The organism is Dyadobacter linearis, assembly GCF_907165045.1.
Taxonomy (GTDB): domain Bacteria; phylum Bacteroidota; class Bacteroidia; order Cytophagales; family Spirosomataceae; genus Dyadobacter; species Dyadobacter linearis.
In genome coordinates, this window is sequence record NZ_CAJRAU010000001.1 from 156,961 (window position 1) to 176,423 (window position 19,463).

The 19,463-nt window shown below is 47.5% G+C and carries 11 protein-coding genes; 6 read left to right on the plus strand and 5 right to left on the minus strand.

Annotated features, from left to right (window positions below; genetic code table 11):
* The first annotated feature begins 1 nt into the window (after window position 1).
* The 3 genes from KOD92_RS00615 to KOD92_RS00625 all read left to right on the plus strand — a co-directional run bounded on the left by KOD92_RS00615 (window position 2) and on the right by KOD92_RS00625 (window position 1,603).
* Window positions 2-631, plus strand: a complete 630-nt coding sequence (locus KOD92_RS00615; protein WP_215231586.1) for an FISUMP domain-containing protein — start codon at window positions 2-4, stop codon at window positions 629-631.
* A 133-nt stretch (window positions 632-764) separates the two neighbouring features.
* Window positions 765-1,196, plus strand: coding sequence for a helix-turn-helix domain-containing protein (locus tag KOD92_RS00620; RefSeq protein ID WP_215231587.1), 432 nt, complete (start codon window positions 765-767; stop codon window positions 1,194-1,196).
* 110 nt (window positions 1,197-1,306) lie between these two features.
* Window positions 1,307-1,603: a TIGR03643 family protein gene (locus KOD92_RS00625; RefSeq protein WP_215232600.1), complete on the plus strand. Its 297-nt coding sequence runs from the start codon at window positions 1,307-1,309 to the stop codon at window positions 1,601-1,603.
* Here the strand turns inward: KOD92_RS00625 and KOD92_RS00630 are convergent.
* The 5 genes from KOD92_RS00630 to KOD92_RS00650 form a co-directional block, all read right to left on the minus strand.
* Window positions 1,592-2,509 (minus strand): helix-turn-helix domain-containing protein, encoded by a 918-nt coding sequence (locus KOD92_RS00630; RefSeq protein WP_215231588.1) that lies wholly within the window; start codon window positions 2,507-2,509, stop codon window positions 1,592-1,594. The genes KOD92_RS00625 and KOD92_RS00630 overlap by 12 nt on opposite strands.
* Window positions 2,510-2,521: 12 nt before the next feature.
* On the minus strand, window positions 2,522-3,421 hold the full coding sequence (locus KOD92_RS00635; protein ID WP_215231589.1) for an NAD(P)H-binding protein: 900 nt from the start codon (window positions 3,419-3,421) through the stop codon (window positions 2,522-2,524).
* Window positions 3,422-3,527: 106 nt separating this feature from the next.
* The gene (locus tag KOD92_RS00640) at window positions 3,528-3,992 is read right to left on the minus strand and encodes a hypothetical protein (RefSeq protein WP_215231590.1); all 465 of its coding nucleotides are present in this window, start codon (window positions 3,990-3,992) and stop codon (window positions 3,528-3,530) included.
* Between the two features lie 83 nt (window positions 3,993-4,075).
* Entirely contained in the window at window positions 4,076-7,234 is a 3,159-nt protein-coding gene (locus KOD92_RS00645) for a choice-of-anchor Q domain-containing protein (protein ID WP_215231591.1), read from the minus strand.
* A gap of 171 nt (window positions 7,235-7,405) precedes the next feature.
* Window positions 7,406-11,374 carry a hybrid sensor histidine kinase/response regulator transcription factor gene (locus tag KOD92_RS00650; protein WP_229254468.1) on the minus strand — a complete coding sequence of 1,323 codons (3,969 nt, stop codon included), beginning with the start codon at window positions 11,372-11,374 and terminating at the stop codon, window positions 7,406-7,408.
* A gap of 249 nt (window positions 11,375-11,623) precedes the next feature.
* On the opposite strand from KOD92_RS00650, the gene KOD92_RS00655 reads away from it, so the two are divergent.
* From KOD92_RS00655 to KOD92_RS00665, 3 genes are read left to right on the plus strand one after another with little or no spacing between them, the layout of a single operon-like run.
* Window positions 11,624-14,638, plus strand: coding sequence for a SusC/RagA family TonB-linked outer membrane protein (locus KOD92_RS00655; protein ID WP_229254469.1), 3,015 nt, complete (start codon window positions 11,624-11,626; stop codon window positions 14,636-14,638).
* An 18-nt stretch (window positions 14,639-14,656) separates the two neighbouring features.
* Complete coding sequence (locus tag KOD92_RS00660; RefSeq protein WP_215231592.1) at window positions 14,657-16,384, plus strand: RagB/SusD family nutrient uptake outer membrane protein; 1,728 nt, start codon at window positions 14,657-14,659, stop codon at window positions 16,382-16,384.
* A gap of 45 nt (window positions 16,385-16,429) precedes the next feature.
* Entirely contained in the window at window positions 16,430-19,423 is a 2,994-nt protein-coding gene (locus KOD92_RS00665) for a PA14 domain-containing protein (RefSeq protein ID WP_215231593.1), read from the plus strand.
* Window positions 19,424-19,463: the final 40 nt, after the last annotated feature.

The following is a 19,463-nucleotide window of genomic DNA, read 5'->3' on the forward strand; positions in this document are numbered from 1 at the left end:
GATGAAACAATATATTGTTACTGTGCTTGCTTTCTTGTTCTTTACACAAGCTGGCATTGCCCAATCGACCGGCACCTTCACTGACTCGCGAGATGGACAAACGTATAAAACGATCAGCTTTAAAGAAGCTTCGACGACCAAAACCGTTACCTGGATGGCACAAAACCTGAACTACAAAGTGGAAGGCAGCTATGCTTATGATGACAATGAGATTAATCGAAAAGAGCTTGGCTTGCTTTATACCTGGGAGGCCGCGAAAAAGGCCTGTCCAAATGGTTGGCACTTAGCTACGGATAGCGAATGGGCTATGCTTGTGGATCATTTTGGTGGAACCGACATGGCAGGTGAAGCTCTGAAAAGCGACAAAGGCTGGAATGAAGACGGTAACGGTACTAACAGCAGTGGGTTCGATGCTCCGGCAGGAGGCCACCGAAAGCCTGATGGTAGCTATTTTGCCCAAGGTGTTCTCGGTATCTTTTGGACGTCCTTACCTATTACAGTTGGTAGCGCCTGGGCATGGAACTTTCACTATGGCGGGCCGCCCAGTAGCAACAAGAAAAATTTAAAAGAAGCATTCCGTTGGGATTCCCAAGTTTCTGGCGCATTCTCAGCTCGTCTGGTCCGGGATTAAGATATTTGCAAGTGCCCGACACAATCGCCCTACGCGGGCCGCCCGGTATCATACATTGCAATGCATGTAACATATCCAGGCACTTCCCGGCAGATTTATATAAATTGCTTTTTTTAACCAAACACCTTTCCAAATGGCACATACTACCACCAATCCAAAGATCCACGAAGGCCGTAACTTGAAGCGTTTCAGGGAAATGCTCGCGATCAAACAAGATTATCTCGCATTCGAGCTCGGCGAAGATTGGAACCAGCAAAAGATTTCGCTACTAGAACAGAAGGAAAAGATCGATTCGGATATTTTGGAGCAAGTTGCGGCTATTTTGAAGATACCTGCGGAGGCGATAAGGAATTTTGATGAACAACAGGCTATCAACATCATATCGAATAATACTTTCGATAATTGTGCTCAGCCTGCTTCGGTTTTTAATAATTCGACAATCCATCCAATAGACAAGATGATGCAGCTTCATGAGGATAAGATTGCTTTGTATGAGCGTATGTTGAAAGAGAAGGACGAGATGATGGGACGGTTGGAACGGTTGATTGGGGAGGTGAAGCGGTAAACTTCAAAGCTCCAGAGGAGCTTCCGGTTTCTAGAAAAAATCAATAATAAAAAATGTAGAAAGTGCAGATTGCTACCAGCGAAAATATTCAGCAAACGAGAAGAATTGATATGCCGGAAAAAGATAAGGTGCCAAGCCCCGAAGAGGTTGACAGAATAGTTGAAATGGCCTGGGAAGACAGGACGCCCTTTGAAGCAATTAAAGCGCAGTTTTCGCTAAGCGAACAGCAGGTGATCCTGATTATGCGGACTGAAATGAAACCTACCAGTTTCAGAATGTGGCGCAAGCGCGTTCAGGGACGGGCCACCAAGCATGTTAAATTAACAGAGAGCCAGGATACTCGCTTCAAATCAAACATGCAAAGACAGATTAGCATGAACAAGGTCAGCAAAAGGTCAATTAAATGAAGCCCGGAATTCCAGTGGTGAGAAGTTGGTTTTCGTCTTGAACAACTTACTGAATGACTGCGGGTGCTCAAAGCCAAGTTCATAGGCGATCTCGCTGACAGACAGGCTGGTTACAGATAGTCTTTCTTTTGCCCTTTCGATAAGTTGATTATGAATATGCTGCTGGGTGGTTTGTCCGGTAAGCGTTTTGAGCATGCCGCTGAGGTAATTCGGGGTAATGTTCAAACTGTCGGCCACATACTGCACGGTAGGTAAGCCGCTTTGCATTAAATCTTTGTTTTTAAAATAATCCCGGATCACTTCTTCCAACCGGTCCAGCATTTTGTGGTTGGTGATCTTGCGGGTAAGGAACTGCCGATGGTAAAAGCGCTCGGAATATCTCAGCAGCAGTTCGAGCTGGGCAATGATCAGGTCCTGGCTGAACTGATCCATGTTTGCGCGGTATTCATGCCGGATATGCTGAATAATCCCATTGAGGGTCGCCTCTTCTTTTTCGGAGACAAATAATGCTTCGTTGACTGAATACCCGAAATATTCGTATTGTTTGATGGTTCCAGCGAGCGGCGTATTCCAGAGAAAGTCGGGATGGACAAGCAGCATCCACCCCGTCTGACGTATCTCCGTATCCACATCAACTTCCAGCCGGAGTACTTGTCCGGGCGCCATAAAAAACATAACGCCTTCGTTAAAGTCAAAATCCTGCTGGCCGTATTTCACCTTCACATTAAAATTCCGCTTCAAAGCGATCGCATAGAAATCTTTCACTATGCCGGCTTCATTTGCGGGCAGGTACGTCATATTGGACATATCCATCACACTGATGAGCGGATTTTCCGGCGCGGGCTGTCCCCGGAATCTATGAAATTCGCTAATTGTTTTGAACCGGAGCGGCTGCGCGTTTGTCATATCCCAAGTTAATTATTTCTGGTCGAAAGCAGCTGCAAATTCTTTCGCGAAATCTGCCAGTTTGACTTTCCCCATAACCCTCGGCCTGTTTTGAATATAATCTTCACTCAGCAAGCCGGTATAAAGTGCACCATACATTTCCACGAGCCCGGCAGCGATCTCTTTATTCATTCCCGCCGCCAGGAGATCGCTGAGCGATTCTTCCGGCGAAACAAGCACCCATTCCAGTTCAGGTTTTCGAATCGCCTGTCCCAAAATCCGGGCCGTTTCGTGGCCCGTAAGCTCCTCGCTGGCCACATAACGCACATTTCTGCCGACAAAAGCTGCCTCGATCTCGTCGGCGACGGCTTCTGCAATGTCGAGCGGGGAAACCCACGGAATCATTTTTTCTGCACCATAATTAACGGAAATAGTCCCGGTCGACTTGATCATAGGCACATATCCATACAAATTGTAAAAGAAGGAAACCGGCCGTATGTGGGTGATTGAAATGTCGCCGGCCAATGCATTTAATAGCTGCTCTACCCGGTATGCGCCTGAAAGAATGCCATTTCCAACGGCTAGATGCGCACCGATCGAGCTCAGGTTAACTACCCGTTTCACACCCGATTGCCGCACCGCCTCCGAGTAGTTCCGGCCTAGCTGCTCGTAATATGCAAGCAAATCGAAGTCATGATCAAAGTAGCTTTTAGCCGAAACCATTGTGTACACGACATCCGCGCCGGTGAAGGTTTCGATCAAAAAACCGGTATCTTCAAACGTGCCGACCGCAGCCTCGGCTCCAAGTGCTTCAATGTCCTTTTTTCTTTCGGGGTTGCTGCTGATCACGGTCACTTCGTGTCCGTTTTGTATGAGATTTGCAGCAAGCGGCTTGCTGATGTGGCCGAGCGATCCTGTTAATACAATTTTCATTTTTGCTTGCTTTTTGGTTTATGCAAAGTTGCAAAGCACCCAAAATGCAAGCGTAGCCGAATCTCTGGTTGTTGTAGCCGAATGAAGGTTAAGGTTCTGACTCTGGCTAGTTCTCTTTAACAATAAGTACCGACGAAGTCACCGGCGATGTTTGCAAGTCTTTCCCATTATACTGAAAACGGGTGTACTCGTAAATAACAAAGCATTTGTTGTCGGTTTGTCTGTACCAAACATCCAGTGTATCAGAATAAAGGTTGTTCAATTGAAGTTTTAGCGATGATTTCCCGCGGAAATTTCGTTGAAAATCTGCTGAGAAAACGTAACCACCGGCTGCTTCCACGTAATACTTATCCAAAACAATCGACTCCTTGGCTTCAAGATCAAAAAGCCTGATGGAGTCGACTGAATAGTAGGATTGCGCGGTATCCACGAGGTTATTGCCTTTGGTATCAACAATTGAAAACCTGACCGGCGGCGTTACATCGGCGTCGCCGGTATCCGAGCAGTCATCACAGCCCATAAAGGCAAAGCTGAGCGCCAGAAGAATTAACAATAAGCAGTTTTCTTTCATTTGTGTTCGATTTCCAATTCCGACACAGCCAAATGATTTTTAGTTGTCAACGGTCAAAGTTTCAGCGGATAAAAGGCTTAGGATTACTGCTTAACAAATGTCTCTGCAGTTCCGTCGGCGAATTTCAATACGTAAATGCCACTCGCCAGCGAGCTGATATTAAGCTGTTGTTTGCTGTTGCTGATCAGGATAGTCTGCAATTTCCTTCCTGAAATATCGTGCAGCGTTGCATTGGTTTTGAGCAGTGCGTTACCCGCGCGGAAAGTAATCTCGACTCCTGCCGGATTTGGGTATACAGCCGCAAAATCCGCATCGCCATTTACCGAGATAATCTTGCTGTAACTGTAAGCTCCGTCCATGCGGTTCGCCGCGCGATCGTTCATTTTCAGTCTGTAATAACTCGTGCGTTCGCCGCTGGCCTGATCGATGTAGCTGTACTGGTGATCTCCGCTGCCTTTTGCATTTACAGTCGCTATCGTCAGAAAGCTTTTGGCATTACTGCTGCGTTGAATTTCAAAATTGTCGGTATTAACCTCACTCGTGGTATTCCATTTTAGCAGATTGCTTCCGCTTTCCTTAGTTGCCGTAAAACTGATCAGGTTGAGCGGCAGGGCAGTTTCTTTTGTTTTTACAAAAAACCCGCTGAAACCGGTTACGTCAAAAGTTACTTCCCAGTACTGACCAACCGGATTCCATTCCACGCTTCCATTGGCCTGTGAAGGCTTGAACGTTGAAATGCTGCCTGTGTAAGAGCTCGGTAGCCCCGAACCGTCCATGCTGATACCCGATCGTTTTTCAATGCGCAGGTTTGCTTTGAAATTCTCCGCATCTGCGGCATTCAGGGGTAGTTTGATCTCATTGACTTCATTATAATCCGTAAACTCTTGCTGGGTAAAATACAGCTTCACTCGTGCCGTGGCATTCAATGCGTTATTTTCAGGCATGATCTGATAGCGTCTCTTCAAGAACTCTGCCGGCTGATTGTCAGCTACCCAAACCCTGGCATTAACTGGTCCGGATACCGGTGCGGCCCCGTTTGGCAATAGATAAGCGACTAACCGGCACGCATCATTGTTGGCAGTCACCACCATTTCCCTGGTAATGTTTACAGAAACGTCGGTAAGGTTGCTGGCAAGCCCGCGAAATGCCTCACTGAATTCGTAAGCGCCCATATCGACAATATGCTCGCGCACCCTTGTCTCGCCAGCCAGATCAGTAGTGAAGCCGGTTAGGTTAGGAGTCTGACCGTTTTGGAAATAATTGAAACCCGTATTAACACCTGGGCTACATGCTTGCAGCCGGTAATCCCCCGCACCCGCATCTCTGAAAAGCGGATTGACGGACCCCGTGGGTGTTTCCCCAGGCTGGGTTGGATTTAGCTGAACAATGCTGTATTCGACAGTTGAGGTGGAGGTACCATCACTGAAAATACCGTAATCATTTCCATAAATGATGGTATTGCGGATTTTGGGAGAAGAACTGTTATTGTTTAGAATACCACCGCCCAGATCAAGGCCGCCCGTTGTAGCCGTTCTATTGTCGGCAATCGTGCAGTTGATAAGCACTGGGGAAGATGATGAATTGGAGACACCCGCAACTATCGTATTACTACCTGTGTTTTTTGCGATGACGCAGTTAATCATGGTTGGTGACGAGTTCAAATTCCCTACCCCGACTGCGCCGTTACCCGTAACCACCAGGTTAACCAGCATCGGAGAGGATTCGGAATTGGCGATACCAATTCTACTGCCAGAAATGGTGAAGCCGTCAAGTACCGCCGCCGAAGTAAGCTTTGAATTGCTTACTACAAAGTCACCCGTACTATTTAATGTACTTTTGTTGGCAGTAAGGGACAGGTTCCGGTCAGCTAACCTTACTTCTGCTCCGGCAAAGCCGCCATAAATTTTCACTCCCTCTTTCATGATGAAAGGCATGTTCGGTTGTGGGAGGTACGTGCCACCGGCCACCCATACCTGCTCACCACTTGCAGCAGAATTGATTGCATTTTGCAAATTCCCTGACGCACAGGCCCAGCTCGACCCAGTGCCGGTCGCACCTGCACGTACAAACCAAACCCCGGGCACACGCTCCTCGACACTATCCTGGTATTCGTATGCTCCCTTATCTACCGTTCCGTTGTCAAAAAAACGGGACTGGCCAGTGATATCCTCTGTAATAGCCGATATATCGGGCGTTTGGCCACCAGCATAATAGGTGTTGCTGCCAGTATTGATCGCCGGGCTGCAAGGCTGCAACCTGTAATCCCCATTTGCAGGATCGACAAAAAGAGGATCAATGTTAAGCTGTGTTGGCATCTCCAGAAATACAGGCGGCGGAAGATCAACGATGCTATTTCGAATATCAAAAGTCGCGGACGGGCCGTTTGTACCCCCTTGTGTTCCTTTAACGATGCAATTATAGATTTTTGCTGAAGATTCAAAATCATTCGCTATCCCGCCCCCTTGATTGGCGCCTGCCACTGTGCAATTGATCAATACCGTGGAAGATTTCGAACTAAAAATCCCACCAAACTGCGAAGTATTATTGATAATCGCACAATTGATAAAGCGCGTTGAAGACTCTAGATTTCCAATACCAGCGCCTGTATTAGAAGCGACAGTCACGTTCACGAATATTGAAGCGCTTTTATTATTTAGGACACCTCCGCCCTGCTGACTTCCGTTTCCAACAACGTTCAGATTTGAAAAGGTTGCGGAAGAATTGTAATTAATAATGCCGGCATTTGTGCCACCTGTAATGGTAAACCCATCCAGGACAGTTGCTGTTGTCAGGCCACCAGTTGTATTGGGATTGACATTAGCAATCGTATATTGATGCGTACCCTCACCGGTTATGACGCTTTGATTTTCACCCGATCTGAGATCTCGCTGCTGAAGTGTTTCCTCATTTCCTGCAAAACCGCCATAGATTTTCACACCTTCTTTTAATTCCAGGCCCGGCGCAAACTGCGAGATCCGGTACGTTCCACCTGCAACCCATATCTGGTCGCCGGGTGCACTTTTATAAATAATGGCCTGCAGATCGCTGCTGGCTTCTGCCCAAGAGAAACCATCGTCTTGCGGGAACCCTCCCGATTCGGTAACATACCATGTATTTCCCTGGGCAAATGCTGTGGCGGAAAAAATGAAGAAAAAGAACAAAATCGACAATCTTGTAAATGTAATTAAGCGGGCAGGAAGCAAGGAGTTCGCACTGGTCGCATAAAGTAGATTTGAATGCATAATAGAAAGATAATGAGGCTTTTATGAGTACAGACAAAGGTCATTTTTTGACTCAATAAACCCTAAGAATATTTCGCGAAACCGCTAAATACCAACCTGAACTTGCAAGATCTCACCCTCATATAAAGCTGCTGAACCTACCGGGCAGCAAACCGAAATAAACAGGGCTCCTCACCCTTCTTCCCTGAGCTTTGAGATATAACTGGAAGGACTCATTCCAAACTGCTTCTGGAAATCCCGCGAAAAGTTGGTAGGCACGCTGTACCCTACCATATCGGCCACTTCATTGATCTTGTACTTGTTCTCGGCCAGCAGCTCGGCCGCACGTTTCAGGCGTGACAGGTTGATCAGTTCGTTGGGCGTCATATCTGAGATTCCTTTGATCTTCCGGTACAAAGTGGGCCGGCTCATATTCATCATGGAAGAAAGCAGGTCCACATCCAGGTTACTGTCCGAAATGCGCCGGGAAATGATCGCATTCAGTTTTTCCAGAAAGTTTTTATCTGCTGTGGAAAAAGCGATTCCTTTGATGTGGGTCAACGGGGAGCGGGCGAAATATTCTTTAATGATATTCCGGTTGTTGATCAGATTGGTGATCTGGGCGGCGAGGTGATCGAAAGAAAACGGCTTTTCAATATAAGCATCCGCGCCTACTTCCAGCCCTTCAATTTTCGAATTGATGGAGTTTTTCGCCGTCAGCAATATCACCGGAATGTGGCTGAACTGCACGTCGTGCTTGACCCGGCGGCAGAGCTCGATCCCGTCCATAACCGGCATCATAATATCGCTGATCACCAGTTGCACATTGTCCCGCTGCATTACCTCTATCGCCTGCTGACCATCCAGTGCGCGCATCACATGGTACGTCGAACTGAGCTCCCGGCTCAAATAATTGAGGATTTCAACATTATCCTCCACCAAAAGTATCACCGGCCTGTCGGGATCCGCAGCTTCATTAACCTCCTCGTCATTGACATAATCCGCCTGTTCCGTCACCTGCTCGCCTTTGAGGTCCATTTCATAATCCTGGTGAATAGGCAGCGAAAGCAGGAATGTATTCAACTGCGCATCCTGGCGCTTCATTTCGAGTTTTCCTTTATGCAGCTCCGCCAGCGAGCGTGCGAGCGGCAGCCCAATGCCGGTTCCCTGTTGCTTTTGCGTGGATTCCATGCGGAAGAATGGTTCAAAAATTTTCTCCCGGTCTTCCTCGTTTACCAAAAATCCGTCGTTGCTGAATTCAATATGAAACAGCAGGTCATCACTGTTAAACGGCAGGAGCTTCACCCGGATCAGGCTGTCCGCATATTTGATCGCATTACTGATCAGGTTACTGACAATTTTCTTGCAAGCCTCCTGGTCGACATAGGCCTGCAAGGCAATGCGCGGCAGCTCGATTTTATAGGCAATATTCTTTTGATCCGCTGCTGGTCTGAAAGTGGAGAAAACATCGCTTAGTAGCTCGTTAATATCTGTTTTGGTAAAATTCAGACTAAAATTATTTGCCTCAGCCTTCCGGAAATCGAGCAGCTGGTTGGTTAAATCTATAAGGCGATTGGCATTTTTATCGATCATAGTCAGGTTTTCAAATGTCTCCGTATTGGCCTGCTCACCAGACAGCAGTTTATCCAGCGGCATTTTGATCAGGGTTAGCGGGGTCCTTATTTCATGGGCAACGTTTGTAAAAAAATCGATCTTGGCATTATAGATCTCCCGTTCCTTGGCAATCTCCATCGCTCCGATTTCACGCTTGCTTTTCTCGCCCATCGCCAGGTGATAGTACCGGAAAACCACAACGGCAATCCCCGTCACAATGCATCCGTAAAGCAGGTAAGCCCACACAGTAGCCCACCAGGGAGGCAGAATGTCAATGTTCAGCCGCGTCTCCCGCCCATTCCAGACCTGGTCGTTGTTCGCTCCCTTCACCCTCAACACATAATGCCCGGGCGGTAGTTTTGAAAACGAGATTTTTCTGCTCCCGCTTAATGTAAACCACTGCTGATCAAGCCCCTCCATTTTGTATTTATAGCTATTCATCTCGGGAATGACATAACTGAGCGCGGCCACATCGAAACTGAGGCTCGACCGGTCATAAGGCAGCCGGATATAACCTGTGTAAACGGGCGATTCGGTCAGCGGCGAATCCTTGCCGCCAATGCGCAGCTCCTGGTTGTTGGCTTGAATGCCGGTGACGTATACAGGTGGTACGTAAGTATTTTTGTTAAAAGACCCTGGTTTGAAGCTGACCAGCCCCGCCACTGTCCCGAAGAACAAGGTACCGTCGTCATTTTTGAATGCAGAATTATAGTTGAACTGCTCGCTCGGCAGCCCGTTTGCTTCATTGTAATTCCTGAATGTACCGGCTTTCGAATCCAGCATCGCCAGGCCGCGTGAAGTGGAAATCCAGAAGTTACCCATATCATCTTCCAGAACACGAAACACCTGGTTATCAGGCAGTCCGTCCTGAATGCGGTAGTTTTTGAACTTTCGGGTAACCGGACTATATCTGGAAAGTCCGTGCTCGGTACAAAACCACATATCGCCGCTTTTGCTCTGGTAAAGGCTGTTAATATAGTTATCCGGCAGCCCGTTTTTCTTGCTGGCGTCGTATTGGATCCTGCCTTTTTTCCCGGTTTTTGGGTTAAAATAAAAAATCCCGCCGCCATAGCTCGCTACCCAGAGCGTACCTTCCCTATCCTCGTGAATGCTCTGCACCTGCGTATTCACAAAGGTGAGCGGTGTAAAATCGTCGGTCTTCCGGTTGTACTTAAATAATCCGGACCAGGTTCCGACCAGAATTTCGTTTGCTCTTGTTTTATAAAGCGTCACTACAAAATTACTGCCGAATGTATTGGGCATGCTGGTGCTGTAATGCCTGATTACCTTGTTAGTTCTCAGGTCCATTACATCCAGTCCGTGCTCGTAAGTACCGATCCAGAGTTCGTTACCGTCGGCTACCAGCCCGTGCAGGTTGCGGTAGGAAATGCTGCCTTTTTTACCATCGGGCAGAAACGATCTGAATGTGCCCGTTTGCGGATCCAGCTGGTTCAGGCCCGCATCTTCGGTCCCGATCCAGATCTTGCCGTACTGGTCTTTTGTGATTTCATGGATCAGGCTGCCGCTGATGCTGTTGCCCGGCTGCGGGAAGTATTTCTGAAACCGGTTGAACTCCGACGAATAGTAATTGACCCCGCCAAACTGTGTAGTGATCCAGATCCCACCCTCGCGATCCTTGAAAATCGCATTGATGATATTGTCCGTGATCGAATAGGCATTATACCTTTCTTTCACGATCTGCTTCATTTTTTTCTTTTTCAGGTCGAGAATAAAAAGTCCGGATTCAGAGCCGAGCCAGTATTCATTTTTACCATTTTCAAAGAAAGTATGAATATAAATATCCTGTTTCTGTCCCGCCTGCTCCGAAATATCAGTGATCTGGTTTGTTTGGTAATTAAAAAGCAGGATCCGTTTCATATTCCCGATCAGCAGCGTAGAATCAGAAGCCGAATGCAGCCGCATATTTGAAAAGATCTCATTGACCCGGCCCGAAAGATCGAATTTGGCTACTCTACCCGTTTCAGGATGGTACCGCCTTATCACGCCGTTACTGAAAGAGGCCCAAACTTTCCCGCCGGAAGAAACATGGACAGAAACCGTGTTCGCCGCATCGGGAAGTGCGGTCACCGTATTTGTTTTCGGGTCGAAACGGTACAGCTGATTATCCGAAATGATCCATACCCCGCCTTCCCCGTCGCCGCGTACCAGGCGTACTTCTCCTGCCGGGATCATTTTGAAAGCAGAAAATTGATCAGAAATAGGATTATACAGGTAAACGCCTTTGTGCGTCCCAATCCAGAGCTTTTCATTTCCATCCTCATAAAGTGAGAACACCGAGTTACTTCCCAGGCTGGTAGAATCCTCTTCTTTACTCCTGAAAATTTTGAAAGAATTACCATCAAAACGGTTGAGACCATTGCGGCTGGCGACCCAGATGAAACCCTTTTTATCCTGAATAATATCGGTGGTCGCATTACCCGAGAGCCCGTCGGAAACTGTGTAGTTTTTGAAATAGTACGGCGCATCCTGACCCAGGGAAGTCAGACCGTAAAACAGGCAGCAGAAGATTACAAGCAACTTTTTCACTCGGGCAATAGAACGGATCCGGACACTTCGCCGGCGTTTTTCAGTTGAACATTTTTATAAATATATCCCTGTTAAATCATCGGTAATTCCTAAATCTCATAGTTGAGACATTTTGATCTGAAATTGAGACTCAGCGATCATTTAATTAATCTGTAAAGCAGGAAATTCGCACCACTTAAAATAAGTCCAATAAATTAATCAGATAGTAACAAGCCCGGACCTCAACAATCCGCTTAAACAACAATTTTGATGAACAATAATTTGTACAAAATGGCGCAAGCTGCTAAATGGCGAATGCGGAAGAGCTGGTCTGCAAGGACAGCGATCGCAATGCTTTTTGGCGTACTTGTGGCCATGTCCGGGGTAGCTCAGGCGCAGACCGGCACCTCAATTTCTGGTAAAATTTCCGATAAACAAGGCGCTTTGCCGGGTGTTTCGGTTGTCGAGAAAGGCACAAGCAATGGAACTACCACTGATGCGGAAGGTAAATTCACATTGCAGCTGCCCGCGGGAGCCAAAACAATTACGGTTTCGAGCGTGGGCTATGTAGCTCAGGATGTAGATGTTAGTAACAAGTCAAATGTGGAGATCACATTGGCGGAAGATCAAAAAACCCTTAATGAAGTGGTCGTGATCGGATACGGATCTTTGAATAAAAGAGAAGTTTCGAGCGCGATCACGCACCTTTCTTCCAAAGACCTGCTGCGAGTGGGTGGTAACAACCCGATGATGGCGATTCAGGGCAAGGTAGCGGGACTTACCGTGACCAATACCTCCACGGCAGATCCCAACTCCTCGCCCAATATTCAGCTTCGGGGTGCATCCTCACGCAGTGCAGGTCTCGGACCATTGTTTGTCGTAAACGGAATCCCAGGTGGTAACATTGACAACATCAACCAGAACGAGATCGAATCCATCGACGTGCTGAAAGGTGGTGCGGCTTCGGCTATTTATGGTACCCGCGGAAGTAATGGTGTAATTGTAATTACCACTAAAAAAGGCTCTGCCGAGCCACGTTTATTCTACGACGGTTACACCACATTTGACTATCTGGCAAACGAACTTTCAGTGCTTTCCAAAGACGAATTCCTGGCAAACAAGCGCGGTTTTGATTTTGGAGGAAACACCAACTGGCTGAAAGAAGTGAGCCGCCAGCCTTCGTTTTCCCACAAGCATACGCTGCAATTTTCAGGCGGAAGCGGGCAGACAAACTATTTCACATCGGTGGATTTCCGTGATGCAAATGGTATTGACCTGCGTTCGGGAAAAAGAGAATACGGCGGTCGGGTGAATATCAATCATACAACGGCTAATAATCTTCTGGCACTTACATTCAGTGTAGCGCCTCGTTATGCAAAGATTAGTGAGGCTGATTACAGCGCATTCAACTACGCATTGACGCTCAACCCGACCATATCGGTGTTTGATTCTACGGGCAAATACAGCTACATTAATTCAGGCTTTTTTGCGAATAACCCGGTCGAAAATGCGAAAATGGTTGTTCGCGACCGCGAGCGCAAGTCACTGGACTTGAATGGATCAGTAAAGCTGAACATTCTTGAAAACCTGAACACGACACTGACTTTCGGAGAGGTAAGCTCCTCGTATCGTCTGATGGATTTTACGCCTTCCAACATTACGCCGGTAATCAACGGTACCGGCCGGAATTCGGCAGGGCAACGCCTGGAAGAGAACGACCAGAAGAGCCTTGAATGGTTAGGAAACTACTTTTTGGACAGGGGCAAACATTCTGTGAAACTGCTCGCCGGTTATTCTTATCAGTATTTCACTGCGTCGGGATTCAATGCATCAAATGAAAACTTCCCTTCTAATGTACTTACATACAACGGACTTGGAACCGGATTGTGGAACCTGGAAAAAGGGATCAACAATGTGGGTTCTTATAAAAACAGCTCGAAGCTGATCGCATTTTTTGGACGTGTTAACTACGATTTTGACCAAAAATATTTCCTGTCTGCAAGTCTTCGCAGGGAAGGTTCTTCCAAATTTGGTTATGATAACAAATGGGGATATTTCCCGGCAGCATCGTTTGCATGGCGTTTGACTCAGGAAGGGTTTTTGAAAGATATCCCCTGGCTGAACGAGCTGAAACTGCGTGCGGATTATGGTGAAACAGGTAACCAGGATTTTGGCAATTACCTCTCCCTGGATACCTACGGAGGTTACGGTTACTATCCTTACAACGGAAGCTCCTACCAGGTGTGGGGACCAAGCCAGAACACCAACTACAATCTGCGCTGGGAAAAGTCGGCCAACTTCAACGTAGGCGTTGACTTTGAGCTATTTAGCAGCAAAATCACAGGTAGCGCCAATTACTATGTGCGTACCAACAAGGATCTTTTGGGTAACTATAATGTAGCCAACCCACCAAATATCCAGGGTCAGACGTTTGCGAACGTAGGTACCATGCGCAATACGGGCGTGGAATTGCAATTGAGTGCAGCTGTGGTCAACAAAGGTGCATTCAGCTATAATGTTTCGCTGACGGGCGCATTCAATGACAACAAATTTGTCTCGTTTTCTAATAACCTCTTCAAAGGTCAGAGCTACATTGATGTCGTAGGAATGCCTGCGCCGGGAAGTCCGGGAACATTGCAGCGCTTGCAGGAAGACAGACGGATCGGTAGCTTCTACGCATTGAAATCGGCTGGCGTAAATGATGATGGGGCATTGCTGGTGTATAATAAAAATGGCGAAATCGTGCCTGCGAATGAGGCGAACAACGACGACAAGCAATTTATCGGTAACGGACTTCCTAAGTTCACGACTGGTTTAACCAACAATTTCACTTACAAAAACTGGGATCTGAGCGTGTTCCTACGTGGTGCATTTGGGTATAAATTGTTCAATACCTATGCATTCTATCTGGGTACACCTGCTGCGCAGCAAAATGCAAACCTGCTGACCTCAGCTATTGACGGTGGCAAATATTCGAAACTGACGAATACCGCAACGTATTCTTCCTTGTCGGATTACTTTTTGGAGCCAGGCGGGTTCTTGAAAATAGATAACATCACGCTGAGCTATACGCAGCCGATCAAATCGAAATTCATGCAATCGGCGCGCATTTACGCTACAACCCGCAACCTGGCGACATTCACCAAGTTCACCGGCGGCGATCCCGACCTGGTCCAGATCAACGGACTGTATCCGGGTGTAAATACCAATGGGGACAACAACGGTACGCTGAACTACTACCCATCGACCACACAGCTGTTGCTGGGATTACAACTTACATTCTAATATTCTGATTTAGAAAAAATGAAAAGGAATCGAATTTCAAAATATATACTCAGGTTTGCTGCCTGCGCGCTGCTTTCGGTGACGGCTGGCTGTACTAACCTGGACGAAGAACTATACGACCGGATCACTTCGGAAAACTTCCTGCAAACGCGCCAGGATGTGATCCGCGACTTTCTGAGGGCATTCGAACACAGCTACTGGAGTATCCAGGGTGGCAGTACATTTATGCTGCAGGAAAATAGCTCCGATGAAATGATGACCATCAACCGTCAGGGCGACTGGTTTGACGGCGGGCAGTTCCAGCGCGTGCATTACCACACCTGGACGCCGCAGGACGGCTTCACAAGCGATGCGTGGAATGCGCTTTACGGCGGCGTGACGCTGGCTACCAACTCACTGGAAGATCTGGAAGGCATTACCGACCCTACCAAGTTTGAAATGACCCGCGAAGAGCTTGACGGTATGATCGCCGAGCTGAAAGTACTTCGGGCCTGGCTGAACATTCGTTTGCTGGATTTTTACCGCAACATTGTGATTGTTACCAAAGTAAAAGGCCAGACTACCGGCGGTCCTCAGGTGCCACCACAGGAAGCATTTGCATTCATCGAGCAGGAATTGAAAGATGCACTTCCGAAGCTGTCTACCAATACTACGCTAGGTGATAATGTAACGGGACGCTGGACACAAGGCGGTGCAGCATCTCTTTTGGTACGCCTTTACCTGAATTCAAAAGTGTACACCGGTACCGACCGTTTTGCTGATTGCGCGAAAATGGCGCAGGAGATTATCGATGGAAAATATGGCAGCTACGCCCTGGAAAGCCGCTGGGACGCGCCATTTGATTATACCAATCCGACTTCGAAAGAAACGATTTTCGGTTTCCCAGGCAGTTTTGCACAAACCCACTGGCAATATGATGGTGGTATGTATTTCTGGATGCTGCCCAACCTGGCGCCAAGCTATTTTGGCTTCACCGATTTTGGCAATGCCAATCCGAAATACGCAATGCAACCTGGCCGCGATGTGGATAGTGTAGAGTACAACTTTACATTGGGAAAACCTTTCATCAAATTCCAGAAGTACAAGGATGATGTTCGTTTGAAAAAATACAAAAACCTGGGTAACAGCACCCGCGAAGGAATGTTCTTGTACGGGTATCTGCCCTACACGAATCCACAGGGAAAAGCGGATACGGTTAGAGGTTTCAAAGGTCCGTACGCACTCTTTTTGCGTGACCAGGTTGGTAAGTTTTTGGATGCAAAACCAGGTACCAAGATTGCTGACAAAGTATCGAACATGAACAATGGGGACAATAACTCAGGTCTGTACCCGGTGAAATATCCTTATTACCCAAGCAGCGATCCGAACAAGATTTCGTCTGCTTATGCGGAGGTACGTTACGCGGAGATCTATTATTCTTTGGCTGAATGTAAATACAGAGCGGGTGATAAAGCGGGCGCGGCAGTATTGCTGAATGCAGTTCGCAAGCGCAACTATCCTGCGGGCTCACCAAGTCTTTACAAAACGGACGGAAGTCAGCTAACGGATCAGGAAATGCTGGATGAATGGATGCGTGAGTTTTTGGCGGAAGGAAGAAGAAGAACGGATCTGGTTCGCTGGGGCGTGTTTAGTACTGGAACCTGGTGGGACAAAAAACCGGATACGGACAACCATACAGACATTTTCCCAATCGGACAAAACGTGCTGAACTCTTCACCACAATTGAAGCAAAATCCTGGTTACTAATTATGCTTGTTGACAGCTGTTGTCAATCACTTTTAAATAGTTAAAATGAAATTTCACAAGCCACGTCTGGCTGTGCTTGGTACCGCATTAGTTTTTGCGGTACTAAGCTCGGCCAGTACTTTTATTACAACAAAACAGTCCGTTTCAGACGTAGAACGACCACGGGAAGCCTGGGTACTACGCTCGGTTCTCGACGGGAGACCACGTGTTCTGAGTATTGCATTGCACGACAATCTCTGGCTGGCTTACAATACCAAAACAGCCGCTTTGTACAAAGCCTGGGCTGGTAAGATCAACTTTGGCGGCCCGGTTTACACCTCCGCGCACGGCCCGCAGCCGGTTTCTGCCGGAATCACCTACATGGAAGAACCCGATGAAAATCCATGGCGCATTATAGCTGACGGAGAGGAAGTTACACCCGAAATCAGCTACAAAGGTCATACCGTTTTGAACAACCAGGTTACATTGAAATACGACCTGGAGTATCAGGGCAAAAAGGTTTCAGTGGAAGAAAAGCCTGAGTTTTTCGATGCGGGAAATGGTAAAGCAGGGTTCGAGCGGGCATTTACAGTAACTAATGCACCTGCCGGCACTACATTGTCGCTGAATGTGCATTTGAATTCACTTACAGCTGCCACCGATTACAAAACGGATGGCAAGTTTTCGGTAACCAATCAGCGGGATGAAAATGTTGACAATCAATCTTTCAAAGCCATTGACGGAAAACTGGTGCTTAATAGTACTGGTAAGACCACATTCTCTGTTAACCTGACCAAAAAACCAGCGAAGGCCGAAGCTACTCAGAAGGAAAGCAAAGCCGATATGGTGGCTGGACTTTTTGCCAAAAGCGACTGTAATACCTGCCACAACCAGGATGTAAAAACGGTCGGCCCTGCCTACAAAGCGATCGCAGAACGTTACGAAAACAACGACCAGAATAAGAATGCATTGGTTACCAAGGTGATCAAAGGCGGCGCAGATAACTGGGGACAAATCGCAATGTCGCCGCACCCGGATCTGAAAAAAGAGGATGCCGAAACAATGGTAACCTACATATTGGAACTGGACGCAGAAAAGGAAAGAGCACAGGCGGCAAGTAAATTAATGCCGAAGCCCTCCTACCCGGTTGCATTGAAAGCGGTGAATCCTACTCAGGTGGCAACTGCTACTGAGAAGCCTGGTATCGCGGTAAACATTTACCAGTTTGCAAGCGGCATTGGCAGCGTTCCTGAGATCAATGATGAAATGCTTCCTGTAAAATCAGGCTCTATTAATGCATTGCATTTGGACGAAGGAGATTTTGATGACCTGAAAGACAACTTCGCGATTTATGCAAGTGGTTATATCAACATCAAAAAGACTACTAACATTGTCTTCCGGTTGGTTTGCGATGACGGCGGTAAGCTTTTTATCGATAACAAACTCGTGGCTGACAATGGCGTAAATCACGGTCTACAACCTACCGACGCTGAAATTATCCTTAAACCAGGCAAACATCCATTCAAAGTAGAATATTACCAGGGATCGTTCGGCAAAGGACTTTCACTGCAATGGAGACCTTACGGAAGCAAGGAATTTACAGTGGTACCGCCTTCCGTATTTACCTACAAAGGCGCGGATATCAAGCGCACCGGGCAGGCTGCGATTGAGGTAAAAAAGACCGATATTCCAGGTGACAAGTCGCCGCTGATGGCAGTGCACCCAAGCTTTACCTTGTCACAAGCACGTCCTGACAACTTTCAGCCAAGAGTAGGGGGAATGGATTTTCTGGCTGATGGAAGAATGGTGGTAAGTACCTGGGATTCGCTCGGCTCTGTGTACATTGTCGACGGTCGGAAAGCGGCTTCTCCAAATGACATTAAAGTAAAGCGTATTGCCTACGGACTCGCTGAGCCGCTCGGCTTGAAAGTGGTCGACGATGAAATTTACGTCATGCAAAAGCAGGAGCTGACCAAGCTGGTGGATTTGAACAAAGACGAGCTGATCGACGAGTATCAAACCATCTGCAACGGCTGGAAAGTCTCTGCCAACTTCCACGAATTTGCATTTGGGCTGGTGTACAAAGACGGCTACTTCTACGGAACGTTGGCCACGGCCATTAACCCGGGCGGCGCAAGTACAAAACCGCAAATCCCTGACCGCGGGAAAGTGGTGAAGATCTCCAAAAAAGACGGTTCGTTTACATTCGCAGCATCAGGTCTGCGTACCCCAAATGGAATCGGATTGGGCGTAGACGATGAGATTTTCATTGCCGATAACCAGGGCGACTGGCTACCTGCAAACAAGATCATTCACTTGCAGGAAGGTGCGTGGTACGGCTCGCGCTCAGTGGATTTTGAAGGTACTGCCAACAAAAAAGAAGCGCCGCCGGTAGTTTGGCTGACGCAGGATGAGATAGGAAACTCGCCAAGCCAGCCTGCAAAACTGAATGTTGGTCCATACCAAAATCAGATGATCCACGGGGATGTGACGCACGGCGGTATTAAACGCGTATTTGCCGAAAAAGTGAATGGCGCCTACCAGGGAGTCGTTTTCCGGTTTACCCAAGGATTGGAAGCAGGTGTTAACCGCCTGGCCTGGGGTCCTGATGGTTCACTTTACATTGGCGGCGTAGGTTCGACAGGAAACTGGGGACATACCGGCAAGCTGGGTTATGGTTTGCAAAAGCTGACTTTCAACAACAAAGCAGCCTTCGAAATGCTGGCTGTTCGCGCCAAGTCCGACGGTTTGGAGATTGAATTTACCGAGCCTTTGAAAAAAGGTGTTGGCGAGAAAGCGTCCGATTACGGAATCCGTCAATGGTGGTTTAAACCAACCGGCGATTACGGCGGACCGAAATTCGACGAAGAAAATCTGGCTGTAAAAACGGTGAAAGTATCGGCAGACCGCAGGAAAGTAACCTTGCAGCTCACAGGAATGAAAGCCAAACACGTGGTTTACATTCATTTGAACCGAAACACAATGGTAAGCCAGAACGGCGAAACGCTGTGGAGCACCGAAGCATGGTACAATATGAACCAGCTACCCGGTAACATGTAGCTTCACCGGCGGCCGTAAAATATGATGTGATTGGCGAAAG

What these genes read in the sequence shown, in the direction of transcription:
- KOD92_RS00615 (WP_215231586.1), top strand. Translation starts at nt 2, where the DNA reads ATGAAACAATATATTGTTACTGTGCTTGCTTTCTTGTTCTTTACACAA.
- KOD92_RS00620 (WP_215231587.1), top strand. Translation starts at nt 765, where the DNA reads ATGGCACATACTACCACCAATCCAAAGATCCACGAAGGCCGTAACTTG.
- KOD92_RS00625 (WP_215232600.1), top strand. Translation starts at nt 1,307, where the DNA reads ATGCCGGAAAAAGATAAGGTGCCAAGCCCCGAAGAGGTTGACAGAATA.
- KOD92_RS00630 (WP_215231588.1), bottom strand. Translation starts at nt 2,509, where the DNA reads ATGACAAACGCGCAGCCGCTCCGGTTCAAAACAATTAGCGAATTTCAT.
- KOD92_RS00635 (WP_215231589.1), bottom strand. Translation starts at nt 3,421, where the DNA reads ATGAAAATTGTATTAACAGGATCGCTCGGCCACATCAGCAAGCCGCTT.
- KOD92_RS00640 (WP_215231590.1), bottom strand. Translation starts at nt 3,992, where the DNA reads ATGAAAGAAAACTGCTTATTGTTAATTCTTCTGGCGCTCAGCTTTGCC.
- KOD92_RS00645 (WP_215231591.1), bottom strand. Translation starts at nt 7,234, where the DNA reads ATGCATTCAAATCTACTTTATGCGACCAGTGCGAACTCCTTGCTTCCT.
- KOD92_RS00655 (WP_229254469.1), top strand. Translation starts at nt 11,624, where the DNA reads ATGAACAATAATTTGTACAAAATGGCGCAAGCTGCTAAATGGCGAATG.
- KOD92_RS00660 (WP_215231592.1), top strand. Translation starts at nt 14,657, where the DNA reads ATGAAAAGGAATCGAATTTCAAAATATATACTCAGGTTTGCTGCCTGC.
- KOD92_RS00665 (WP_215231593.1), top strand. Translation starts at nt 16,430, where the DNA reads ATGAAATTTCACAAGCCACGTCTGGCTGTGCTTGGTACCGCATTAGTT.